The sequence below is a fragment of the Mycobacterium scrofulaceum genome, from assembly GCF_002086735.1.
Classification (GTDB): domain Bacteria; phylum Actinomycetota; class Actinomycetes; order Mycobacteriales; family Mycobacteriaceae; genus Mycobacterium; species Mycobacterium scrofulaceum.
On sequence record NZ_MVIJ01000029.1, the window covers coordinates 1 to 23777 of the forward strand.

The following is a 23777-nucleotide window of genomic DNA, read 5'->3' on the forward strand; positions in this document are numbered from 1 at the left end:
GGGCGGCGGCCTCATCTTCACGTTCTTCACCGCGCTGCTCGGGTCGCTGATCCTGCTCTGGATCGTCGGCATGGTGCGTCGCACCTGACGGTTTAACACGTTGCGGCCGTGGTGGTTGGCGGCATGATGGACAGATGGTTCCACCGCTGACCACCACGACCATGAGGGCATGGCGGGTACGTCGGCCCGGCCCGATGGACACCGATCCGCTCGAGCAAGTCACCACGGAAGTGCCGCGCCCGGGGCCGGCGGAGTTGCTGGTCGCCGTGCGGGCCTGCGGGGTGTGCCGCACCGACCTGCACGTCACCGAGGGCGACCTGCCCGTGCACCGCGACCACGTGACGCCCGGCCACGAGGTGGTGGGCGAGGTGGTCGAGGTCGGCTCCGAGGCGGGGGACGGCTTCCGCGTCGGGGATCGGGTCGGGATCGCCTGGCTGCGTCACACGTGCGGCGTGTGCAAATACTGTCGCCGCGGCGACGAGAACCTGTGCCCGCAGTCCCGCTACACCGGTTGGGACGCCGACGGGGGTTACGCCGAATTCGCCACCGTTCCGGCCGCTTTCGCGCATCCCCTCCCCGCGGGTTACAGCGATAGCGAGCTGGCGCCGTTGCTGTGCGCCGGCATCATCGGCTATCGCTCCCTGCTACGCGCCGACCTGCCGCCCGGCGGCCGGCTCGGGCTGTACGGTTTCGGGGGCAGCGCCCACATCACCGCGCAGGTCGCGCTGGCGCAAGGCGCCGAGGTGCACGTAATGACCCGGGGAGCCGAGGCCCGCGAGCTGGCCATGCAGCTCGGTGCGGCGTCGGCGCAGGGCGCCGCCGATCCGCCACCGGTACCACTTGATGCGGCGATCCTCTTCGCGCCGGTCGGTGACCTGGTGCTGCCCGCGCTCGAAGCGTTGGATCGCGGCGGCACACTGGCGATCGCCGGCATCCACCTGTCCGATGTCCCGCCGCTGAACTACCAGCGTCACCTGTTCCAGGAGCGCCAGCTCCGGTCGGTCACGTCCAACACCCGGGCCGACGCGCGCGCGTTCCTCGACTTCGCCGGCCAACACCACATCGAGGTGACCACGCCGGAATATCCGCTGGGCCAAGCGGATCGCGCGCTGTCCGATCTCAGCGCCGGCCGCATTGCCGGGGCGGCGGTACTGCTGGTGTGACCGGCCTCAGGCCGTCAGGTGCCAGACCAGCGCGGCGGCCAGCGCGCCGAGCCCGTTCAACGACCAGTGCAGTGCGATCGGCGCGATCAGGCTGCCGCTGCGCCGGCGCAGCCAACTGAAGACGAAGCCGGCGGCGCCGGTGGCCAGCACCGCTGCCGTCACGCCCGCCAGCATCCCGATAACGCCGCCGCCGAAGATCCGGGTCAAGCCGACGTTGCCGCTGGTGAGCCCGAGCGAAGTCGCGACGTGCCAGAGGCCGAACAGCAGCGATCCCGCCAGCGCCACCCCCCGAAAGCCCCACGCCCGATGCAGTGCACCGTGCAGGACGCCCCGAAACGCCAGCTCCTCCGGGATCACGGTCTGCAGCGGGATGATGACCATCGAGGCGATCAGCGCGCCCGAGACGGTGGCGTAGCGGTGGTTCAGGAACATCGGCCGGGTCGTCGGCAGCAGCACCCCGACGGCGATCACCGACGCCACCAGCAGCACCGCGGCCAACGCATAGCCCAGCCCCGACTTCCAGTGTTCGCGTCCCAGACCCAAGTCGGCCCAGTCCAAGCCATTGGCTCGCATCAGGAACACCAGGCCGACCGCGGCGGCGGGGACGACACCGATGCTGGCCCACGGTGTGGTGAAGTGCGCGATCAAGTTGGTCGTCACCAGCACCGCCACCACGACGGCGATGTCGAGATGAATCCGGACCCGGTGCAGCGCCGAGAGCTGGGAGATCACCGGATGGTGAATGTCGGCTGTCCCGGCGGCGTCAGGCATCCGACCAGTTTACCCGCGACCGGCGGCACACTCCGTCCCTCGGCGGGGCCGCCCTCATATCGTCGCGGGCGCCCGCGGCGGCCAACGGAATGTGCAGCTAGGTCGTTTAGAGCCGCCAAATGCGGGGACCTCCCCCGCCGACTGGCTTGCCCGCTGTCGCGCAAGCCGCTGCCGGCCGAGCAACTGGGGGAACTGAGGAATTGGATTTTGCTGCGCTGCCGCCTGAGATCAACTCGGGCCGGATGTACGCCGGCCCGGGGCCGGCCTCGCTGCTGTCGGCCGCGCAAGGCTGGAACGCTCTGTCCGCCGAACTGTACGCCGCCGCGCACTCCTTCCAATCGGTGATCGCCGAGCTGTCGGGCGCGTGGCAGGGCCCCTCGTCGGCCACGATGGTCGCGGCCGCCGCCCCCTACGCGGCCTGGCTGCACGCCGTCGCCGCGCAGGCACACCAGACGGCCGCCCAGGCGGCCGCCGCGGTGGCGGCCTACGATGCCGCGTTTGCGGCGACGGTGCCACCGCCGGTGATCGCGGCCAACCGCGCACAGCTGGCGGCGCTGGTCGCGAGCAACCTGCTGGGGCAGAACACCCCGGCCATCATGGCCAACCAGGCCCGCTACGCCGAGATGTGGGCCCAGGACGCCGCCACCATGTACGCGTACGCGGCCAACTCGGCGACCGCGGCCACGCTGAAGCCCGTCACCGCACCGACGCAGGACACCAACCCCGGTGGGCAGGCCGGTCAGGCGGCCGCGGTCGCCCAGGCGGCCCGCACACCGGCCGGCACCTCGGTACAGGAACTGTCTCAACTGACCTCCTCGTTGCCCCGCACGCTGCAGAGCCTTGCGTCGGGAGGCCCGTCCGGGTTGGTCACGGCGGCGGCGTCCGGTGGGGGCAGCTCCGGCTCGTCGATCGGCAGCGTCGCATCAAGCGTTGGGGACTACCTGACCTTCCTGAGCGGCGTGACGTTCATCATCAGCGGGGTCCTGTTCATCATCGGCCCGGTCATCCAGATCGCTGCGGAGGCGAAGCCGTCTGGGAGCGGAGGCGGGTCCGGCAGCGGCAGTGGGGGCGGCGGCAGCGGCGGGGGATCATCGACATCCGCCGCGTCGCCGGGGCCGACGATGGTGAGCGCTCCCTCCGGAGGGGGCGCACCGGTTGCGGCGAGCATCGGCCGCGCGACGCCGATCGGCCGATTGTCGACGCCCCCGACCTGGGCGGCGGCGGCGCGCGAGGCGAGGTTGACGGAGCGATGCGCGACGTTGCGCCCATTGGCTTCCCGGACGCCGGTGAACCGGGCCTCGGAATGGGACCCGGCGTCGTCGGGCCGGCCGGTCTCACGGCCGCGGCGGCGGGCGGTGGCGGCGCGGCCGGCAGCGGGTGGGCCTCCCAGCGAGCGGGCGCCGCACAGCGCGACGGCAAGCCCCCTCAGCAACCGGCGGCGGCCGTGGCCCGATACGGCAACCGTCCGACGGTGCTACCGCCGGCGGCGACCGCGGCAAGCACGAATGACGGCACCTACGGGCGCGCCACGCCATCTGCCCAGGCCGCGGCGGGCGGTCCCGTCCCGCCGACCGCGAATCTGCGCGAAGAGCTCGACTCCTTGCGCAAGCAGATCGCCGACATGGCGATGGAACGCGACGTGCTCATGCGCTCGGCGGCAATGTGGGCCCAACAGGCGATGGAGCGTCCCGAGAGCTAGGCGGACTCCCAGGTCCAGTTCGCGATCCGCGGGTCGTCCTCGCCGTGCTCGCGGGTGTAGACGCGGGCGGCGAGCCGGGCGTCGACCATGCGCTGGCGCAACTCCGCGGCTCGGCTGGCCAGCCCGTCGACTCGGTCGATCACGTCGATCACCAGGTGGAAGCGGTCGAGATCGTTCAGCATCACCATGTCGAACGGCGTCGTGGTGGTGCCGCGCTCCTTGAACCCGCGCACATGGATCTGATCGTGGTTGGTGCGGCGGTAGGTGAGCCGGTGGATCAGCCACGGGTAGCCGTGGTAGGCGAAGATGACCGGCCTGTCGCGGGTGAACAGCGCGTCGAACTCCTTGTCCGGCAGGCCGTGCGGGTGCTCCGAATCCGGCTGCAGGCGCATCAGGTCGACGACGTTGACCACCCGGACCGCCAGCTCGGGCAGTTCGCGACGCAGGATGTCGGCCGCGGCCAGGGTTTCCAGCGTCGGGATGTCGCCGGCGCAGGCCAGCACCACGTCCGGTTCGCCGGTGGCCGTGCTCGCCCAGGGCCAGATGCCCACGCCGCGCGCGCAGTGCGCGATGGCCTGGTCCATGTCCAGGTAGGCCAGCGCCGGCTGCTTGCCGGCGACGATCACGTTGATGTAGTCGCGGCTGCGCAGGCAATGGTCGGCCACCGACAGCAGCGTGTTGCCGTCCGGCGGCAGGTACACCCGGGTCAGTTCGGCCCGCTTGTTGGCGACCAGGTCGATGAAGCCGGGGTCCTGGTGCGACGCGCCGTTGTGGTCCTGGCGCCACACATGCGAGGACAGCAGGTAGTTCAGCGACGCGATGGGCCGCCGCCACGGCAGCTCCAGGCTGGTGGCCAGCCATTTGGCGTGCTGGTTGAGCATCGAATCGACGATGTGCACGAACGCCTCGTAGCAGTTGAACAGGCCGTGCCGGCCGGTCAGCAGGTAGCCCTCCAGCCAGCCCTGGCACAGGTGCTCGGAGAGCACCTCCATCACCCGGCCGTCGGGGGCCAGGTTCTCATCGTCGGGCCCGCGCTCGGAGAGCCAGACCTTGGCCGTCGACCCGTAGACGGCGTCCAACCGGTTGGAGGCGGTCTCGTCGGGGCCCATCAGCCGGAACCGGTCGGAGTTCCGGGCGATCACGTCCCGCAGGAAGGTGCCCAGCACGCGCGTCGCCTCGTGCGTAGCGGTGGCGGGTCGCTCCACCGTGACGGCGTAGTCGCGGAAGTCAGGCAGGTCGAGGTCGTGCAGCAGCAGTCCGCCGTTGGCGTGCGGATTGGCGCTCATCCGGCGGTCACCGGTGGGGGCCAGCGCCCGCAGCTCGGCGCGCAGCCTCCCGTCGGCGTCGAAGAGCTCCTCGGGCCGGTAGCTGCGCAACCACTCCTCGAGCTGCGCCCGGTGTTGGGGATTGTCGTGCGTCTCGGCGAGCGGCACCTGATGCGCGCGCCAGGTGCCCTCGACCTTCTTGCCGTCCACCACCTTGGGGCCGGTCCAGCCCTTGGGCGTGCGCAGCACGATCATCGGCCAGACGGGCCGCTCGGTCTGGTTGCCGCCACGCGCGGCGCTCTGGATGGCCGCGATGTCGTCGAAGGCGTCGTCGAGCGCGGCCGCCAGCTGCCGGTGCACGTCGGCCGGGTCGTCCCCGGCGACCGTGATGGGCCGGTAGCCGTAGCCGCGCAGCAGCGCCTCGAGCTCGGAGTGCGGGATGCGCGCCAGCACTGTGGGGTTGGCGATCTTGTAGCCGTTGAGCTGCAGGATGGGCAGCACCGCGCCGTCGGTGACGGGGTTGAGGAACTTGTTGGAGTGCCAGCTGGCCGCCAGCGGCCCGGTCTCGGCCTCGCCGTCGCCGATCACGCAGGCCACCACCAGGTGGGGGTTGTCGAAGGCCGCACCGTAGGCGTGTACCAGCGCGTAGCCGAGCTCCCCGCCCTCGTGGATCGAGCCCGGCGTCTGGGCGGCGACATGGCTGGGGATGCCGCCGGGAAAAGAGAACTGGCGGAACAACTTTCGCAGCCCTTCGGCGTCCTCTTCGATGCCGGTGTACACCTCGCTGTAGGTGCCCTCGAGGTAGGCGTTGGCGACCAGGGCCGGGCCGCCGTGGCCGGGGCCGGTGACGTAGATGAGGCTGGCGTCGCGTTCGCGGATGATCCGGTTCAGGTGGACATAGATGAGGTTGAGCGCCGGGGTGGTGCCCCAGTGACCCAGCAGCCGCGGCTTGACGTGCTCGGGCGCCAGCGGTTCGGCCAGCAGCGGGTTGTCCAGCAGGTAGATCTGCCCGACGGACAGGTAGTTGGCGGCGCGCCAGTATGCGTTGATCAGGTCGAGTTCGTGGTCGGCGAGGGGAGCGGTTGGCTGAGTTTGTGAGCTCACCCGAACGATTGTCCGCGCCCGCGGTAAACGGCGCCCGACGCGGTGCTACTCCTGATGGCGGCGACCCGCTTCGCCCGGCTCCGCCGCCCTCGCGATCGCCACACTCCTGATGGCGGCGACCCGCTTCGCCCGGCTCCGCCGCCCTCGCGATCCCCGACTACTCCTCGCCGCGGGCGCGCGCCTCGTAGGCCCTGCGTTTCTCGGCATCGACGTCGTCGGTGAAGACGTGCTCGCCGCCCAGCGCGCGGTTCAGCCCTTCGGACAGCGCGCGCGGCATGAACTTCTGCGACGCGATGATCGCGCCGGCTGTCTTCGTGACCCGCACCCGCGGCCGGGGGTGGGCCACCAGTTTGACGATCGCCTCGGCGATGTCGCCGGGTTCGGCGTTTTTGATGCCCTTGGCCCCGGAGGTGCCGGCGGTCAGTTCGGTGTTCACGAATGTCGGCATGACGACCGAGAATTTCACGCCCGCGCGGCGGTATTCGATCCTGGCGGTGTCGGTGAATCCGATCACCGCGTGCTTGCTGGCGCAGTAGGTCGCCGCCCCGGGGATGTACGTCTCGCCGGCGAGCGAGGCGACATTGATGACGTGTCCGCGCCCCCGCGGGACCATGCGCTGGGCCGCGAGCTTGCTGCCGAGGATCACGCCGTAGACGTTGATGTCGAGGACGCGCCGGGTGACGGCGTCGGGCTCGTCGACGATGCGGCCGAGCGGCATGATGCCGGCGTTGTTGACCAGCACGTCGATCGGGCCGAGCTGGCGCTCGACCTCGTCCAGGAAGTCGGAGAACGAATGCGGGTCGGTGACGTCTAGCTTGCCGTACACGTCCAGGCCGAGCGCGGCACCGGATTCCTTCACCCGCACCTCGTCGACGTCACCGATCGCCACCTTGGCGCCCAGATTATGCAACGCGGTCGCCGTGGCCAGCCCGATTCCGCGAGCGCCGCCGGTGATCACGATGACCTTGCCGCGGACCTTCAGCCCGACCGATGCGGTGTCTGCCATCTCGTCCCTCCGAATTCTTGACGGGCGTCAAATCAAGGCGATCTGGTAAGCACAGCACTCGGCGTGAGGGCGCGCAACAGCCGGGCCGGAGATACTGCAACGGTGACCGAGGTGCGGGCGGCGGTCCCGGCGGACGCCTACCAAGTGGCCTGCCTGCACGCGCGGGCCTGGCGGTCGGCGTATCGGGGGCTCATCGCCGGGGACTACCTGGACAGTCTGACCCCCGAGGGGCTGGTGCACCGCTACACCTTCGGGCGGATGGGGTTGCGGATCCCGTCCACGGTGGTCGCGGTCGACGGGTCGGGGATTCGTGGCTTCGCCACCACGGGCCTGTGTCGCGAGGCTGACTCACCGAACTGCGGTGAGCTCATGGCGCTTTACGTCGACCCGGCGTGCGTGGGCGCCGGCGTGGGGACCCTGCTCATGACCACCGTTCGCGAGCGGCTGCGGGCGCTCGGTGTGGCGCAAGCCGTGCTGTGGGTGCTCGACGGGAACGTCGGCGCCCGGCGCTTCTACGAGCGCTCGGGCTGGCGGCCCGACGGGGCTTGCCGCACAGGCGCTTTCGGGGCTGACAGGCGGCGCTTGGTGCGTTATCGAATAGCCCCGGTGTAGCCGCACGATCACCAACCGGTCGAACCGGGACCGCCTTTGAACGGGCCGGTCACCCAGCTGGTGATCCAGCCGCCGTAGAAGCCGCCGGATTGGGACACCACGACCTCTCCGTCGACAGTGCAGCGGTCGACGTTGGCGGCCATGACCGCGACCGCCCCGGCGATGGATTCGAAACCGGGAGTCGGGTGCAGATAGCTCCAAGCGGATTTCCGGGCCACGACGCCACCGCCGAGCAGGTCGTAATACGTTGCCCGCCCTTTCCATTCACACCAAGAGCTCCCGGGCGCCTCGCGCAGGGACCCTTCGGCGAATGCCTCGCGCGGGAGGTAATAGGCCGGCGGGTGGCTGGTCTCGAGCACCCGCCAGGACCGGTCGGTGGATGCGACGACTTCGCCACCCAACTCGACGGTGATTTCACCGGCGAACGGCTCGACGCGGGGCGGCCGGGGGTAATCCCACACCGACTCCCGCCGGGGTCCGGCGCCTCCCGACCCGGATCGGCTCATGGGCGTCGCATCAGGCTATGGCGTCCAATATTCGTTCATCGGTTGAGCGTACTTGTCGTTGTTGGTCAGGCGGGGAAGCTGAAGCGAGTCCTCGATGGTGCGCAGCAGGCTGTAGTGGTTGTTGTGGGCGGCGGCCACCAGATGGCCCTGGCGCATCCCGGAATTCGGTGACGGGATGACGATCATCGGAATGTGGTTGCCCTCGTTGCCGATGGTCAGCGAGAGGTTGTTGAAATCCTCGTCCCAGGTGATGAAGATGGCGCTGCGTTGCGTCTGGAACGCGGGCGAATTCACGATCGTCGGCAGCACCTGCTGCAGGAACTGGTCGCCCGCCTTGATGTTGTATTGATGGGTCGTGAGTTCGCTGCCGACGAAGCGCAAGTTGACCGGGCCTTCCATGTTGTGGTCCTCGTCCGCGGCGAACCACACGAAGTTCGGGGTGGTATTGGCGTTGGCGAGGTCCGTGGCCATCCGTGTCAGCGGCAGCACGTGCGCTTGGCAGCGGGCGGCGTTGGAGACGATGTCGTGGAAGGCGAGGAAGGGTAGCTCTCCGGGGGTGTAGGGACCGCTCGACGCGGTGGCGCACGGGGTGGGCATGCTCTGCTCGTAACTGGCCCAGCTCTTGCCCGCCGCTTCGACGGAGTCGGCCAGGTTCGGCGCGTCGAAACAGTTCATTTCGCAGTTGTAGTTGGCGCCGAAGTCCGACCCGCCGAGAATCGGGTAGTAGTTGGGCAGGCTCGGGTGGGTCAGGGCGAAGTAGTTCGACCCGTACCCGTACGAACTGATCAGGCTGTTGATGTAGGGGGCATTGGGGCTGCCCACAACGTCTTTCACGCCATGGTTTTCCATGTAGACCAGGAACACGTGGTCAAGCGGCGCGACGGTCGAGTTGGGCGGCGTGGGTAGCGGCGGGGCGGGCAACGGCGCGCCGATCGTGAACGAGAGGTTGTCGGCGTACGAGTGGTTGTAGGCCCCGCCCGCCCAGTGGGTGTCCTTGAAGGTCACGGTGACGCGCGCGCTGCGGGTGCCCGCCGGGATCGTCCCCGTGGTCTCGCGTGGGAACAGCTCGGTCTGAAACCCGCGCTGGAGAATGGAGACCGGTCCGATTTTCCCTGTGCCCAAAGGCAGTTGGCTGGCGGCCAGGAACTCCACGGTCGCGGACGCCTCGGACAGTTCCAGCCTGTTGCCGCCCAGCCAGCCGCTCAGCGTGTACGGCACGGCGCCGCCGTCGATGGCCCCCGCCGCGCCGTTGAGGTCGACGAGCTGGGTGATGGTGGACGTTGCCACATTGCCCCCGCCGAAGTATTGCGCGCCGCCATTGGGCGGGCCGTGCTGGGCGGACGGGAAGGCCAGGAACTTCGGCATGGTCGGGCCCGGGGATCCGAGCGGCGAGGGGAGCCGTACCAAAGTGTTGTATTTGATCACCGTCGGCGTTCCGGTCACGGTCCAGCCCGGTATCGTCACCCCGCTGTAGCCCGACAACGACGGGTCGCCCACCTCGGCGCCCGGGTTGACCAGCAGATTGGGGCTCATCGTGGCGGCGGCGGCCGCCCTGGGCGCGGTGCACGTCGCGAGCACCAGCAGCGCAGCCCCGACCGCGGCGCCGGCCACCCGACAAAGGCGACAGAACATTCAGCCATCCCCTCGGTGGTCAACACGCTGCGCATTGCTCCGTCGATGGTGAGCTACGTCACGCTGCTGGCCTACGCTTCTGCGCGAACCGTTATCCAGCGGTTGCCCTTTGGTGACCGAGTCGCTGAGGCGATGTCAGGAGAATTCGTGTAGGCGGCCGCCGGTCAGCTGGCGGCGAGCCACACCAGGCTGGCGCCGCCGGCCAGGGCGCAGTAGACGGCGAACGGTGTGAGGGTGCGGGTCTGGAAGTACTGCGTGAGGAACCGCACGGCGAGGTAGGCGCAGATGAAGGATGCGACGCTGCCGGCCAGCACCTGGCCGTGGATACCGGTCGCCCTGGGCCCGAACAGTTCGGGGATCTTGTAGACGCCGGCGGCCAGGATGATGGGAGTGGCAAGCAAGAAGGAGAACCGGGCGGCGTCCTCGTGGGACAGGCCGCGCCACAGGCCGGCCACCATGGTGATGCCCGAGCGACTGATGCCGGGCAGCAGGGCCAGGATCTGCGCGGCGCCGATCAGGATGCCGCGGCGCAGGGGGAGTTGGGCCAGGCGATTGTCGACGGCCTCGCCGGAATGTCCGGGCTGCTCCCCGGCGGGCAGCTCCGGATCGGGCGCGGGCGCGACGCGCCGCCGGAGTACCTCGCCCGCGTAGAGAGCGATGCCGTTGAGCAGCAGGAAGATTGCCGCGGGGATGGGCTTGCCGAGTGTGGTGCGGAACGTCCGTTCCAGCGCCAGCCCGGCCAGCCCCACCGGGATGGTGGCCCCCACGATCAGCCACGCCAGCCGCTCGCCGGCGGTCTCGATGCGGCGATGCCGCAACGACGACACGAACCCGGCCACGATGCGCAGCCAGTCCCGCCAGAAGAAGACCAGCAGGGCCGCCGCGGTGGCAACGTGCAGGCCGACGATGAACGCCAGGTAGGGCGATTCGGGCGCGGAGACGCTCAGGTCTCGGGCCCACCGGCCGCCGACCACCGCGGGGACCAAGACCGCGTGCCCGAGGCTGGAGACGGGGAACAACTCGGTGACGCCCTGGAACGCGCCGACCACCACGGCCTCGATGTAGGTCAAGTGCGCGCTCATCTCGGGTGCCTCCGTCGGATCGTTTTCTCCCATGGCCTCGCCGATCGGCCTGTGACGATAGCCGACCGCGAGTCGGCCCACCCAATCAGCTTGCCCAGTTAGCTATTTGGTGGGGTCGCCGTCCGCCCGGCCGGACCCGGCACCTGCGGGTACCGTGTTCTGATGGCCGACGGGTTGCTCGACGCCGTGCGCGTCCTCGACTTGTCGAGCGGAAACGGTGACGCGGTGACGCGCCTGTTCGCCGACCTGGGCGCCGACGTCCTCAAGGTCGAACCCCCGAGCGGAAGCCCGGCGCGCGGCGAGCCGCCGACGCTGGCCGGCGCGAGCATCCCGTTTGCCGTGCACAACGCGAACAAACGCAGCGTGGTGCTGGACCCGTTCGACGAGGACGACTGCGAGGTGTTCCTCGACCTGGCCGGACAGGCCGACATCGTCGTCGACGACGGTTTCTACGGGGAGGCCCCCACCTTCGGGACGTCGGTCGAGGAACTGGCTGCCCAGCATCCGCACCTGGTGGTGCTGTCGATCACCGACTTCGGCGCGACGGGTCCGCGGTCCTTGTGGCGGGCCACCGATCCGGTGTTGTACGCGATGTGCGGCTCGCTGTCGCGATCCGGTCCCACCACCGGCACCCCGGTGCTGCCGCCCGACGGGATCGCGTCGGCCACCGCCGCCGTCCAGGCGGCCTGGGTCACCCTCGTCGCGTACTACAACCGGTTGCGTTGCGGTACAGGCGAATACATCGACTTCTCGCGATTCGACGCGGTGGTCATGTCGCTCGACCCGGCGTTCGGTGCGCACGGACAGGTCGCCGCGGGAATCCGGCGCACCGGGCAGTGGCGGGGCCGACCGAAGAACCAGGACGCTTACCCGATCTATGAATGCAAGGACGGCTACGTCCGGCTCTGCGTGATGGCACCGCGGCAGTGGCGGGGCCTGCGGCGCTGGCTCGGCGAACCGGACGATTTCCAAGACCCCAAGTACGACGTGATCGGCGCGCGCTTCGCGGCATGGCCGCAGATCAGCGAGCTGATTCAAGCGCTGTTCGCCGGCCAGACCATTAAGGATCTGGTGGCCGCGGGCCAGGCCCACGGGGTGCCGATAGCCGCCGTGCTGACGCCGTCGTGGGCGATGACTTCGGAGCATTTCCAGGCGGTGGGCGCGATCACCGAGGCCGAGCTCGTCCCGGGCGTGCGCACCCGCGTGCCGACCGGCTATTTCGTCGTCGACGGGCGGCACGCGGGCTTCCGCACTCCCGCCCCTGCCGCGGGGCAGGACGGGCCGGGCTGGCGCGCAAACCCGGCGGTAGTGTCCTCGCCCTCCGGCCGCGTCGGCGAATACCCGTTCGCGGGACTGCGCATCCTGGATCTGGGCATCATCGTCGCCGGCGGCGAGCTGAGCCGGCTGTTCGGCGACCTGGGCGCCGAGGTGATCAAGATCGAAAGCGCCGACTACCCCGACGGGCTGCGACAGGCCCGCGTCGGCGAGGCGATGAGCGAGTCGTTCGCCTGGACGCACCGCAACAACCTGGGCATGGGCCTGGACCTGCGCAGCGCCGCCGGAAAGAAGATCTTCACCCGGCTGGTCGCGGAGTCCGATGCCGTCTTCGCCAACTTCAAGCCGGGAACGCTGACCGCGCTTGGGTTCTCGTATGACAACTTGCGGGCCGCCAACCCGCGGATAGTCCTCGCGGAGAGCAGCGCCTACGGCGACCAGGGCCCGTGGAGCACCCGCTTGGGCTACGGTCCGCTGGTACGCGCCGCGACCGGTGTCACCCGGCTGTGGACGGCCGACGACCCCGAAAGCCGCGATGGCGCTGCGCGGCACGCCTTTTACGACGCGACCACGATCTTTCCCGATCACGTGGTCGGGCGGGTCACCGCGATCGCGGCGCTGGCCGCGCTGATCCACCGGCACCGCAAGGGCGGCGGGTCGCACGTGCACATTTCACAGGCTGAGGCCGTGATCAACCAGCTCGACACGTTGTACGTCACCCAGGCCGCGGCGGCCGCCGGCGTGCCCAGGATCGCCGACGACACCAGCCTGCACGCCGTCTACCCATGCGCCGGTGACGACGAATGGTGCGTCATCTCGATCGACTCGGACGAGGAATGGCGTTGCGCCGCCGGGGTTTTCCATCACCCCGAATGGGCCGACGACCCGCGGTTCGCCACCGGCGAGGCACGCCTGGCGAACCGCCGGGAGTTGGTGGAATTGGTGACAGCCTGGACCCGGACACGCACCCCGGTGCGGGCCGCCCAGCTGCTGCAGTCCTCCGGTGTCGCGGCCGGCCCGATGAACCGGCCGCCGGACATTCTGGAGGATCCGCAGCTGCTCGAGCGGAAACTGTATGCCGAGATGCGGCACCCCCTCGTCGAACGCCCGCTGCCGGCCGAGACGGCCCCGGCACCGTTTCAGCACATCCCGCGGGCGCCCCAGCGGCCGGCGCCGCTACCCGGCCAGGACACCGTCGACATCTGCCGCAGGTTGCTCGGGATCGGCCCACAGGAGATCGATCGCCTCATCAGCGACGGCGTGCTGTTCGGTCCCCCATAACGCGCGCGGAACCCGGCCCGCGCAACCAGACGGATCGATAGCCACGCTAAATTCGTCGTATGACCGTGGACCCCAGGACGCCCGTGCTGATCGGCTACGGCCAGGTCAACCATCGCGACGAGATCGACCCGGACAAGCGTTCCGTCGAACCGGTGGACCTTATGGCGGCCGCGGCCCGGCAGGCCGCCGACGCGCGGGTGATCGCGGCCGTGGATTCGATCCGGGTGGTGAACATCCTGTCGGCGCACTACCGGGACCCGGGGCTGCTGCTCGGCCAGCGGATCGGCGCCGCCGACTTCACCACGCTGTACAGCCCCGTCGGCGGCAACGTGCCGCAATCGCTGGTCAACCAGGCGTGCCTGGACATCCAGCGGGGCCGGGCCCAGGTGGTGCTCCTGGCCGGCGCCGAGACGTGGCGCACCCGCCGCGGACTACGGGCCGTGGGCGGCAAGCTCGAGTGGACCGTCGAGGACGCCTCCGTCCCGATGGCCGAGGTCAGCGGCGACGACGTCCCGATGGCCGGCGACGCCGAGATCAGGATCCGGCTGGACCGCCCGGCCTACGTCTACCCGCTGTTCGAGCAGGCGCTGCGGATCGCCAACGGCGAGTCGGTCGAGGACCACCGCAAGCGCATCGGCGAGTTGTGGGCGCGCTTCAACGCCGTCGCGGTCGGCAATCCACACGCCTGGATCCGCAAACCCGTGACCGCCGAGGAGATCTGGCGGCCCGGCCCGCAGAACCGGATGATCAGCTGGCCGTATACCAAGCTGATGAACTCCAACAACATGGTCGACCAGGGCGCCGCGCTCGTCTTGACCTCGGTGGAACAGGCCAGGCGGCTGCAGGTCCCCGATGACCGATGGATCTACCCGCATGCCGGCACCGACGCGCACGACACCTCGGCAATCGCCGAGCGCGACGAACTGCACCGCTCTCCGGCCATCCGGATCGGGGGCGGCCGGGCGCTCGAGCTGGCCGGACTGGGCGTCGACGAGCTGGACTACGTCGACCTGTATTCCTGCTTCCCCTCGGCCGTACAGGTGGCGGCGGCCGAACTGGGCCTCGCGGTCGACGATGCCGCCCGCCCGCTCACCGTGACCGGGGGGCTGACGTTCGCGGGCGGTCCGTGGAGCAACTATGTGATGCACTCCATCGCGACCATGGCCGAGTTGCTGACGGCGAACCCCGGGCGCCGCGGTCTGATCACCGCCAACGGTGGCTTCCTGACCAAGCACAGCTTCGGGGTCTACGGCACCGAGCCGCCCGCCGAGTTCCGTTGGGAGGACGTGCAACCGGCCGTCGACCGCGAGCCGACCCGCGAGGGCCTGGTGGAATGGGAAGGCGTCGGCACGGTGGAGGCGTGGACGACGCCGTTCGACCGCGAGGGCCGCCCGGAAAAGGCCTTCCTGGCGGTGCGCACGCCCGACGGGTCCCGCACCCTCGCGCTGATCACCGACGGCGCGGCGGCTCAGGCGACGGTGAGCGAAGACATCGGCGGCGCCAAGGTTGCCGTCGCCGCCGACGGCAGCGCCGCGCTGCAATAACCCCCCGGCGCCATCCCGCCAGCTCACGGTGTCGGTTGGCCCGTAACGGTCGCGTAGGTCGTGCCGTCTTGCCTATTGTCTAGTTTGAGGTCGGGGGAGGTGAGCCCCAGGTGCAGATCCTGGTTACCGACGCCACCGGCGCACTCGGGCGGCTGGTCGCACGGCAGTTGGTCGCTGCCGGGCACACGGTCAGTGGCATTGCTGAGACCCGGCACCCGTGCCTCGACCGCAACGTCGACTTTGTTTGCGCGTCCCTGCGCAACCCCATCCTGCGGGAGCTCGCCGGCGAAGCCGACGCGGTGATCCACCTGGCGCCGATCGACACCTCCGCCCCGGGCAGCGCCGATATCGACGGCCTGGCGCACGTGACCGACGTCGCCGCCCGCGCCGGCGCGCGGCTGCTGTTCGTGTCCCAGGCGGCGGGGCCGCCGGAGCTGTATCGCCCGGCCGAGGATCTGGTGGCGACCAGTTGGGGCCCCAGCCTGGTCGTGCGCACCGCCCCGCCCGTGGGCCGCCAGCTCGACTGGATGGTGTGCCGCACGGTGGCCACGCTGCTGCGCACCAAGGTTTCGGCGGAGCCGATGCGGGTGCTGCACGTCGAAGATCTGGTGCGCTTCCTGGTTTCGTCGCTGAACGTCGACCGCACCGGCGTGGTCGACCTCGCCTCCCCGGACACGGTCAACGTGGTCACCGCCTGGCGGATGCTGCGAGCCGCCGACCCGCGGACCCGGCTGAACGGGGTGCGGAGCTGGCCGCGGCTCATCCCGGACATGGATATTGCCGCGGTGCAGGAGGATTGGTCGTTCGCGTTCGGCTGGCAGGCGCTCGAGGCCGTCGCCGACACCGCCCGCGGCCTCGTCGGCCGCCGGATCGCCGCCGCGGGCGCCGTCGGCCACGGGCGCCAACTGGCGCTGCCGGTCGAGGTCATGCCCCGCCCGCGGCCGTCCGGGGAGGAACACAGCGCGGCGCCCGAGGGCGTGGAGGGCGAGTTCGACGACCGGATCGACCCGCGCTTCCCGATTTTCAGTGCGGGGAATCTTTCCGGGGCGCTGCCCGGCCCGCTCACCCCGATCACCCTGGACGTTCAACTGAGCGGGTTGCGAACCGCGAATCGGGTGCTCGGCCACGTGCTGGCGCTCGGGGGCCCGGTGGGTGACGAATGGGGAAGCAGGGCCATCGCGGTGTTCGGCCATCGGCCCTACGTCGGGGTGTCGGTCAACATGGTCGCCGCCGCGCAGCTGCCCGGCTGGGATCAGGACGCCGTCGCCCGCAACGCCCTGGCAGGCCGGCCGCACATCGGAGACCCCCTCCCGTTCGGCGAGCCCGCGCTGGCGGGCGGCGCCCTTGGCTCCATCGCCAAAGCCCTGGTGGCGGGGCGGTCACTGGCCGTGCTGCGCCATCTGAAGTCGGACACCCGGGATTACCGCGTGGCCGCCGAAACGGAACAGCTCGACACCGCGCAGCTGGCCGCGCTGCCCGACGCCGGCCTCGGCGCCCGGGTTCTCTTGCTGCGGGACCGCATTCACCAAGGCTGGATTCTCACCGCGCTGTGGCTGATCGACGCCGGGGTCACCGCGGCGGCACTCGAACGCGGCAAGGCGGCACGCGGCGTGCCCGGTGTGGACATGATCATGGACAGCACCCTGGTGGCGGCCGAGACCGCCCGGCTGGCCGCGGTGCTGCGGGCCGACACCCCGCTGTGTGCGCTGGCCACCGACGGCAACCTCGCCAGCATTCGCGCGTTGTCTCCCACCACCGCCGCCGCCGTCGACGACGCCGTCGCACGCGTCGGGCACCGCGGGCCGGGGGAGGCCGAGCTGGCCAGCCGCACGTACGCCGACGACCCGGCGATGCTGCTCACCGCGGCGGGAGAACTCGCCGTCGCCGACGGCGCGCCCGCCGAGCCGCCGCCCTCGACGCTGGCCCGGCGGCTGGCCACCAACGCTCGGGACTCGCGCGAACTCGCCCACGACGTGACTCTGCGGTTCACCCATCAGCTGCGGATGACGTTGCGGGAGCTAGGGTCCCGTCGAGTCGCGGCGGACGCGATCGACGCCGCCGACGACGTGTTCTACCTGACGTGCGATGAGCTGGTCACCATGCCGGGCGACGCCCGGCTGCGGATCAAACGCCGCCGCGCCGAACGGGATCGGTTGCAGGCGCAGCGCCCGCCCGACGTCATCGACGGGACGTGGACTCCCGTCGAAGCCTCAGCCGACTAGCTCGGCCAGCGGAGTCTCGGGATCGGCCAGCCGATCGGGGTCGACGGAAGTCCTGGACCTGATCAGCGCTTTGACGTCGTCGAGCACGTCCCAGATGTTGACGTTCATCCCGGCCAGGACACGGTTTTCGGCGTCGAGCCAGAACGCGACGAATTCGCGTTCGGCGACGTCGCCCCGGAACACCAGGCGCTCGGAGCCCGACGCGTGCCCGACATACTCCATCCCGAGGTCGTATTGATCGGTGAAGAAATACGGGAGTTCAGCGTATTCGCCCGGGCTGCCGAGCATTCCGGCGGCCGCGACCGCGGGCTGCTTGAGCGCGTTGGCCCAGTGCTCGGTGCGGATCCGGCCGCCGAACAGCGGGTGCTCGGCGGCGGCGATGTCGCCGACCGCGTAGATGTCGGGATCGCTGGTGCGCAGTGACGCATCGACCAGCACACCGCCCGAGCCCATCGCGAGCCCGGCTTGTTCGGCGAGTTCCACGTTCGGCTTGGCGCCGACCGCGACCAGGACGGCGTCGGCGGCCACCGCCGACCCGTCACGCATCCTCAGTCCGGTCGCCTTGCCGCCGGTGGTCGTGATCGCCTCCACCTGCGCCTCGAGCCGCAAGTCCACCCCGTGGTCGCGATGCAGCCCGGCGAACACTTCGCCCACCGTTTCGCCGAGCGCGGCCACCAGCGGTTGCTTGGCGGACTCGACGACGGTCACGCCGACATCGCGCTGGCGGGCGGCGGCGGCGACCTCCAGCCCGATCCACCCGGCGCCCACCACCGCCAGCGAGGACCCTTCGGTGAGAACGGAGCTCAGGGCCACGGCGTCCTCGTAGGTACGCAGATAGTGGACCGCGTCGGCGTCGGACCCGGGTATCGGCGGGCGGCGCGACGACGACCCCGTGGCCAGCAGCAGCTTGTCATACCGAACCGTGATTCCGTCGGGGAGCGCGACGGTGTGTGCGCCCGCGTCTACGGCCGACACCCGAGATCCGAGTCTCAGGTCGACATTGTGGTCGTCATACCAGTCGGAGTCGTGCACCGTGAAATCGGTCAGCGACTTCTTTCCGGCCAGATACTCCTTGGAAAGCGGGGGCCGCTCGTAGGGCAGCCGTTCCTCTTCGGCGAACAAGGTAATGGCCCCGTCAAAGTCGCTGTCGCGCAACGCTTCTACCGCTTTCGCTCCGGCAAGGCCGCCACCGATGATGACGAATGTGATTGAGCTGGCCATGATCGTCACTCCGTTCTGCCGTCGACATTTCGAGCCTACTCGGGCCGGCTCACCGCAAAAGCTCTTGCAGCGTCAGCGCGTTACGCACCGCGTGGCCGCCCAGATCGTTGTTGAAGTACACCCACACGTCCCTGCCTTCGCCCTGCCATCCGACGATCCGGTCGGCCCACCGCCGCAGCTCGTCCTGCGAGTAGCAACCGGCGTAGATCGCGTCCTGGTCGGGACCGTGCATGCGGACGTACACCAGGTCGGTGGTGGCGCGCGGCACGCACGCCAGCCCGGCGCCGCTCATCACCACGTAGGCGGCGCGCCGGCGTTCCAGCAGGTCGTAGACGCCCGGGTCGTTCCAGGACGGATGGCGCAGCTCGACGGCCACCCGGATCGACTCCGGCACGCTGCCCAGGAAGGCGTCCAGGCGCGCGTCGTCGCGCTGTTGGTCCGGGTGCAGCTGGAACAACAGCACCCCCCGGCGATCGCCGAGCAGCTCCCAACAGCGCTCGAATCGCTCGATCCACGGCCCCGAGGACGCCAGGCGCCGGTAGTGGGTCAGTCCGCGATGCGCCTTGACCGACATCCTGAAGCCGTCCGGCAGCTGGTCGCGCCATCCCGCGAAGGTCGAATCCTTCGGCCAGCGGTAGAAACTCGCGTTCAACTCGACCGTGTCGAACACCTCGACGTAACGGGCCAGTCGCCGCGCTGCGGGCAGGCCCGGCGGGTAGAGCACGCCCACCCAGTGGTTGTAGGACCACCCCGACGTGCCGATCCGGACGGTCAACCGCTCACCTGCCGGCGCACGTCGTCGTCCAGGAAAGTCCGGATGAGCGCGGCGGCCAGCCGCGCATTGCCCTGTGGCGCAAGCGCTCCCAGCTTTTCCGGCTGTGCGGGCAACCCTAGTTGCCTGGCCGCGGCGATGGCACGGTCGTCGAAATAGGGCCGCACCCAGGTCCACACGTCCTGCACCTCGCGCAGGTAGATGTCGGCGCCGGTGTCCCCGATTCCCTTGAACTGCTTGAGCAGACGTTTCGCCGCGGCGACGTCGTGGCGACTGCGCTTCGCGAGTTCGCGCAGATCGCCGGAGTACTCGTCGCGCACGCGTTCGGCCATGTCGGTGAGCCGGGTGGCCGAGCTTTCGTCGTAACGCACGTAGTGGGCGCGGCCGAAGGCGTCGATCATGGCCTGCCGGTCGGCGGCCAGCACCGCCTTCGGCGTGCGCAGGCCCGCCCCGAACAGTTCGCGCCCGGCGGCCATCGCGATGGCCGCATCGATCGGCTTGCTGGCCAACATGCAGACGATCAGCAGCTGAAACAATGGCATCGGCTTGTCACCGAGCCTGATCCGCGCCTCGGCGGCATAGGTGGTCCCGGCAACGTCGAGCAGCCGCTGCACCAGTCGCTCGCGGTTGGCCATGTCGAACACGTACCCGTGCCGGGTCTCAGCAAACCGCGGCGATCACTTGGCCGGCAGGCTGCGGGCGTAACCGACGCCGCGGGTGACCCAGCCCTGAAGCTGGCGTTTGGTCCGGATCCCGGCCACGTCCACCCGCACCCAACCGCGCACGTCGCGGCCGGCCATCACCATCGGGCTGACGTGGGCGCGCTGCAGCACGTTGTCGAGGTCATCGGCGGACACGCGGACCAGCAGGCCGCCCCGGCCGCTGACGGCGACCGACATGTTGCCGTTGACCAGGAAAGCCAGGCCGCCGAACATGCGCTTCTCTTCGACGCCGCGCTCGGCGGCGACGAGTTCGCGGATCTCGTCGGCCAGCTTTTCGTCGTAGGCCATGCGCGTCAGTCCAGGTCCACGCGAATGGTCAGCAGGTCGCTCCCCATCAGGCGCACCACGGCGCTGTTGAGTCGCGGCAGGCCGCCCAGCCGGCGCAGCGGATCGTCGTCGGGCAGCAGATGCGCGGTACCCGCGCGCCATCGCCCGCCGATACGCAGCCGGACGGCGGGATTGGCCTTGATGTTGCGGACATAGTCGGAGTGTTCACCGTGTTCGGAGACCATCCAGAAGTGGTTGCCGACCACGCGCCCGCCGACGGCGGTGCGCCGCGGCTTGCCGCTCTTGCGGCCAGTGGTTTCCAGGATGATTCCCGGCATTTGCCGGCCCACCGGATTGACGAGCAGCCGTTGCACACGATGAACCACTTGGCGCTTGAGACTCACGGCGTCCATTCAACGCCGGGCCCGCCGCCGGTGTCACGGTGCGAATGCAAACAGCCGCCCCCGGTTGGAGGGCGGCTGTCTCGCTGTGGTCGTTAGGCCACGTATGCGACGAACTGGCCGTTGGGCAGGAAGACGCCCCACTGGTTGACCGATGCATTGAAGACCACCGGGTAGTTCCCGGGCTGGCCAGGCGGCGTCCAGCGCGCCGGCAGCCCCGCGTACCCGGGGTCGTTGTAGTGCCCCGGCGGCGGGAATCCGTGCTGCCCCGGCGGCAGCGGCGTGCCCGGCCCGTTGCAGTTGGCGCCCGGGCCGCCGTTGCAGACGGGCACCCCAGGTGGCGGCACATGACCCGGCCCCCGCATATCGGGCCCGTTGGGTCCGGGCACACTCGGGCCCGGCACGTTCGGCCCGGGAATGTTCGGGCCGTTCGGGTCGGCTTGCGCGATGCCGGCGCCGATGCCGAACGCCGCGGACGTGATGGTTCCGGCCATGAGCGCGCCGGCTGCGATCTTGTTGAACTTCATAGTGAACCCCCTTGTCGAGTAGCTTGGCCGCCTGCGTGGCGGCTCCACCCCGTTGACTTGGTGATTCGCTCACCCCACCGCCCTCCCGGGCAGTCGAACCTCCAACCACCCAGGTACCCGAGTGCAGCACGCCGAAAACCTCTGCGCCTCTTCTCGCAGGTCGCGCGCGCGGCGAAGGCCGGGATGCCAGCGAGTTCGCTGCGCATCCCGGCCCCGCTGAGATCAGGCAGCGACCGTCGCGGCCGGTGCCACCGGTTCGAGCGCCTCCGTCACGATGTCGGCGACGTCGGTCATGGGTTTGACCGTCAGCGCGTCCAGCACCTCGGCGGGCACTCCTCCATGATCGGGGTCCAGATCGGGCTCGTTGCGCGCCGGAATGAAAACGGTTGCCAGCCCTGCACGTTGGGCCGCCAGCAGCTTCTGCTTCACACCGCCGATCGGCAGCACCCGCCCGTTGAGCGTGACCTCGCCGGTCATGCCGACATCCGAGCGCACCCGGCGCCCGGTGGCCATCGACACCAGGGCGGTCACCATGGTGACGCCGGCCGACGGGCCGTCCTTGGGCACCGCGCCGGCGGGCACGTGCACGTGGATGCGCCGGTCGAGCGCCTTGGGGTCGACCCCCAGCTCGGCGGCGTGCGAGCGCACGTAGGACAGCGCGATCTGCGCCGACTCCTTCATGACGTCGCCCAACTGCCCCGTCAGCTGCAAGCCCGGCTCGCCGTCGGTGGCGCCGGCCTCGATGTAGAGGACGTCGCCGCCCAGGCCGGTGACGGCCAGGCCGGTGGCCACACCGGGCACCGCCGTGCGTTCGGCCGATTCCGGCGTGAACCGCGGGCGCCCCAGGTAGCCGACCAGATCCGGCTCGTCGATGGTGATCGGCTCCGGGTTCTCCGCCAGCTTGGTGGTCACCTTGCGCAGCGCCTTGGCTAGCAGCCGCTCGAACTGCCGCATCCCGGGCTCCCGGGTGTAGTCGGCTGCGATCTTGCGCAGCGCGGCGTCGGTCAGCGTGACCTCGTCCTCGGTCAGCGCCGCCCGGTCCCGCTGCCGGGGCAGCAGGTAGTCCCGCGCGATGGCGACCTTGTCGTCCTCGGTGTAGCCGTCGATCTGCACCAACTCCATGCGGTCCAGCAGGGCCGACGGGATGTTCTCGATCACGTTGGCGGTGGCCAGGAACACCACGTCGGACAGGTCCAGGTCCAGATCCAGGTAGTGGTCGCGGAACGTGTGGTTCTGCGCCGGGTCGAGCACCTCCAGCAGCGCGGCCGACGGGTCGCCCCGGTAGTCGGAGCCCACCTTGTCGATCTCGTCCAGCAGCACAACGGGATTCATCGTCCCCGCCTCGCCGATCGCCCGCACGATGCGGCCCGGCAGCGCGCCGACGTAGGTGCGCCGGTGCCCGCGGATCTCGGCCTCGTCGCGAACACCGCCCAGGGCGACGCGCACGAACTTGCGGCCCAGCGCCCGGGCGACGCTCTCGCCCAGCGAGGTCTTGCCGACGCCGGGGGGACCGGCGAGCGCCATCACCGCGCCGGAGCCGCGGCCGCCGACGACCTGCAGCCCGCGCTGGGCGCGGCGGGCCCGCACGGCCAGGTATTCGACGATGCGGTCCTTGACGTCGTCGAGTCCGTGGTGGTCGGCGTCGAGGACCTCGCGCGCGGCCTTCAGGTCGGTCGAGTCCTCGGTGCGCACGTTCCACGGCAGGTCGAGCACGGTGTCCAGCCAGGTGCGGATCCAGCCGCTTTCCGGGCTCTGGTCGCTGGAGCGTTCCAGCTTGCCGACCTCCCGCAGCGCGGCCTCGCGCACCTTCTCGGGCAAATCGGCGGCCTCGACGCGGGCCCGATAATCGTCGGATCCGTCCGGCTCGCCCTCACCGAGTTCCTTGCGGATCGCGGCCAGCTGCTGGCGCAGCAGGAACTCCTTCTGCGTCTTCTCCATGCCCTCGCGGACGTCCTCGGCGATCTTGTCGTTGACCTCGACCTCGGCGAGATGGGCGCTGGTCCAGTCGATCAGCACGCGCAGTCGCTCGGCGACGTCGACAGTCTCCACCAGCTGTCGCTTCTGCTCACGGGACAGGTAGGACGCGTACCCGGAGGTGTCGGCCAGCGCCGACGGGTCGGCCAACCTGTTGACGTAGTCGACGATCTCCCAGGCCTCGCGCCGTTGCAGCATGGCCAGCAGCAGCTTCTTGTACTCCGCTGTCAGCGCCTTGATCTCGTCCGTCGTCTCGACCTCGGGGACCTCGGTCACCTCGACCCACAGCGCAGCCCCGGGTCCGGCAGCTCCCGTCCCGATCTGCGCCCTGCGCTCACCGCGCACGACGGCCGCGGTGCCGCCGCCGGCGATGCGCCCGACCTGCAGAATCTTCGCGATCACACCGTGTGACGGGTACCGGTCGTCCAGCCGCGGCGCGATCAGCAGCTGCCCCGATTCACTCGCCTGGGCGGCGTCGATCGCTGCCCGCGCGGCCTCGTCCAGCGCGATCGGGACGACCATTCCGGGCAACACGATGGTGTCGGTGACGAACAGCACCGGCATCGATTTGGCTTCAGCCATCAATCCTCCAAAAACTGAGTCTGATGCGCTCAACCCAGCCGGACGCCGGTTTGTTCCCGGGGGAGGGCCGGCCCACACGGGTGTGCGGTCAGCCTCACACCCGCCGGCCTGCCAGCGGCGCCGAGATTGCCGGGCGCCGACAACACAAC

The 23777-nt window shown here is 70.1% G+C and carries 22 protein-coding genes and 1 pseudogene; 9 read left to right on the forward strand and 14 right to left on the reverse strand.

Translation table 11 applies throughout. From position 1 onward, the window contains the following. Both BST44_RS18230 and BST44_RS18235 read left to right on the forward strand, forming a co-directional pair. Positions 1-88, forward strand: an 88-nt coding sequence (locus BST44_RS18230; protein ID WP_142274564.1) for a GlsB/YeaQ/YmgE family stress response membrane protein, incomplete at its 5' end; no start/stop codon positions are given. Positions 89-134: 46 nt separating this feature from the next. Next, a complete protein-coding gene (locus BST44_RS18235) occupies positions 135-1163 on the forward strand; it encodes a zinc-binding alcohol dehydrogenase family protein (RefSeq protein WP_083178510.1) in 1029 nt (342 codons plus the stop codon). Positions 1164-1169: 6 nt separating this feature from the next. Here BST44_RS18235 and BST44_RS18240 read toward each other — a convergent pair whose 3' ends face one another. Then, entirely contained in the window at positions 1170-1934 is a 765-nt protein-coding gene (locus BST44_RS18240) for a CPBP family intramembrane glutamic endopeptidase (protein WP_083178511.1), read from the reverse strand. 242 nt (positions 1935-2176) lie between these two features. Here BST44_RS18240 and BST44_RS31540 point away from each other — a divergent pair. Further along, positions 2177-2563 (forward strand): annotated as a pseudogene (locus BST44_RS31540) (PPE family protein); the annotation flags it as partial. A 308-nt stretch (positions 2564-2871) separates the two neighbouring features. Here BST44_RS31540 and BST44_RS30465 read toward each other — a convergent pair. Then, complete coding sequence (locus BST44_RS30465; RefSeq protein WP_167380223.1) at positions 2872-3366, reverse strand: hypothetical protein; 495 nt, start codon at positions 3364-3366, stop codon at positions 2872-2874. Between the two features lie 39 nt (positions 3367-3405). On the opposite strand from BST44_RS30465, the gene BST44_RS30470 reads away from it, so the two are divergent. Then, on the forward strand, positions 3406-3633 hold the full coding sequence (locus BST44_RS30470) for a hypothetical protein (protein ID WP_167380224.1): 228 nt from the start codon (positions 3406-3408) through the stop codon (positions 3631-3633). On the opposite strand, the gene BST44_RS18250 is transcribed toward BST44_RS30470, so the two are convergent. Both BST44_RS18250 and BST44_RS18255 read right to left on the reverse strand, forming a co-directional pair. Further along, positions 3630-6002: a phosphoketolase family protein gene (locus BST44_RS18250; protein WP_083178513.1), complete on the reverse strand. Its 2373-nt coding sequence runs from the start codon at positions 6000-6002 to the stop codon at positions 3630-3632. The two genes, BST44_RS30470 and BST44_RS18250, sit on opposite strands and share 4 nt — an antisense overlap. A gap of 157 nt (positions 6003-6159) precedes the next feature. Beyond that, positions 6160-7008, reverse strand: a complete 849-nt coding sequence (locus BST44_RS18255; RefSeq protein WP_083178514.1) for an SDR family oxidoreductase — start codon at positions 7006-7008, stop codon at positions 6160-6162. Positions 7009-7110: 102 nt separating this feature from the next. Here BST44_RS18255 and BST44_RS18260 point away from each other — a divergent pair, with 102 nt between their 5' ends. Beyond that, positions 7111-7620 (forward strand): GNAT family N-acetyltransferase, encoded by a 510-nt coding sequence (locus BST44_RS18260; RefSeq protein WP_083178515.1) that lies wholly within the window; start codon positions 7111-7113, stop codon positions 7618-7620. Between the two features lie 8 nt (positions 7621-7628). On the opposite strand, the gene BST44_RS18265 is transcribed toward BST44_RS18260, so the two are convergent. Both BST44_RS18265 and BST44_RS18270 read right to left on the reverse strand, forming a co-directional pair. Further along, complete coding sequence (locus tag BST44_RS18265; RefSeq protein ID WP_083178516.1) at positions 7629-8126, reverse strand: DUF427 domain-containing protein; 498 nt, start codon at positions 8124-8126, stop codon at positions 7629-7631. A 15-nt stretch (positions 8127-8141) separates the two neighbouring features. Beyond that, entirely contained in the window at positions 8142-9737 is a 1596-nt protein-coding gene (locus BST44_RS18270) for an alkaline phosphatase family protein (RefSeq protein WP_244184859.1), read from the reverse strand. Positions 9738-9773: 36 nt separating this feature from the next. Between BST44_RS18270 and BST44_RS30140 the strand changes: the two genes are divergently transcribed. Beyond that, positions 9774-9911: a hypothetical protein gene (locus tag BST44_RS30140; RefSeq protein WP_158086662.1), complete on the forward strand. Its 138-nt coding sequence runs from the start codon at positions 9774-9776 to the stop codon at positions 9909-9911. Between the two features lie 11 nt (positions 9912-9922). Here BST44_RS30140 and BST44_RS18275 read toward each other — a convergent pair whose 3' ends face one another. Beyond that, positions 9923-10840, reverse strand: coding sequence for an undecaprenyl-diphosphate phosphatase (locus tag BST44_RS18275; RefSeq protein ID WP_083178567.1), 918 nt, complete (start codon positions 10838-10840; stop codon positions 9923-9925). Positions 10841-11002: 162 nt separating this feature from the next. Between BST44_RS18275 and BST44_RS18280 the strand changes: the two genes are divergently transcribed. From BST44_RS18280 to BST44_RS18290, 3 genes are all read left to right on the forward strand, one after another. Next, positions 11003-13396, forward strand: a complete 2394-nt coding sequence (locus tag BST44_RS18280; RefSeq protein ID WP_083178518.1) for a CaiB/BaiF CoA transferase family protein — start codon at positions 11003-11005, stop codon at positions 13394-13396. A 59-nt stretch (positions 13397-13455) separates the two neighbouring features. Beyond that, positions 13456-14940 carry an acetyl-CoA acetyltransferase gene (locus BST44_RS18285; protein ID WP_083178519.1) on the forward strand — a complete coding sequence of 495 codons (1485 nt, stop codon included), beginning with the start codon at positions 13456-13458 and terminating at the stop codon, positions 14938-14940. 110 nt (positions 14941-15050) lie between these two features. Continuing rightward, positions 15051-17162, forward strand: a complete 2112-nt coding sequence (locus tag BST44_RS18290; protein WP_083178520.1) for a Rossmann-fold NAD(P)-binding domain-containing protein — start codon at positions 15051-15053, stop codon at positions 17160-17162. On the opposite strand, the gene BST44_RS18295 is transcribed toward BST44_RS18290, so the two are convergent. The 7 genes from BST44_RS18295 to lon all read right to left on the reverse strand — a co-directional run bounded on the left by BST44_RS18295 (position 17151) and on the right by lon (position 23628). After that, positions 17151-18383 (reverse strand): NAD(P)/FAD-dependent oxidoreductase, encoded by a 1233-nt coding sequence (locus BST44_RS18295; protein ID WP_083178568.1) that lies wholly within the window; start codon positions 18381-18383, stop codon positions 17151-17153. The two genes, BST44_RS18290 and BST44_RS18295, sit on opposite strands and share 12 nt — an antisense overlap. Before the next feature lie 49 nt (positions 18384-18432). Further along, positions 18433-19158, reverse strand: coding sequence for a DUF72 domain-containing protein (locus BST44_RS18300; RefSeq protein ID WP_083178521.1), 726 nt, complete (start codon positions 19156-19158; stop codon positions 18433-18435). Next, a complete protein-coding gene (locus tag BST44_RS18305) occupies positions 19155-19790 on the reverse strand; it encodes an endonuclease (protein ID WP_083178569.1) in 636 nt (211 codons plus the stop codon). Before BST44_RS18305 ends, BST44_RS18300 begins: the two co-directional genes overlap by 4 nt. Positions 19791-19832: 42 nt before the next feature. Continuing rightward, complete coding sequence (locus tag BST44_RS18310; protein ID WP_083178522.1) at positions 19833-20165, reverse strand: TfoX/Sxy family protein; 333 nt, start codon at positions 20163-20165, stop codon at positions 19833-19835. A gap of 5 nt (positions 20166-20170) precedes the next feature. Further along, positions 20171-20557 (reverse strand): nitroreductase family deazaflavin-dependent oxidoreductase, encoded by a 387-nt coding sequence (locus BST44_RS18315; RefSeq protein WP_142274560.1) that lies wholly within the window; start codon positions 20555-20557, stop codon positions 20171-20173. Positions 20558-20640: 83 nt separating this feature from the next. Further along, the gene (locus tag BST44_RS30990; protein ID WP_244184860.1) at positions 20641-21072 is read right to left on the reverse strand and encodes a hypothetical protein; all 432 of its coding nucleotides are present in this window, start codon (positions 21070-21072) and stop codon (positions 20641-20643) included. Between the two features lie 222 nt (positions 21073-21294). Beyond that, a complete protein-coding gene (gene lon / locus BST44_RS18325; protein WP_083178523.1) occupies positions 21295-23628 on the reverse strand; it encodes an endopeptidase La in 2334 nt (777 codons plus the stop codon). Positions 23629-23777 lie beyond the last annotated feature (149 nt).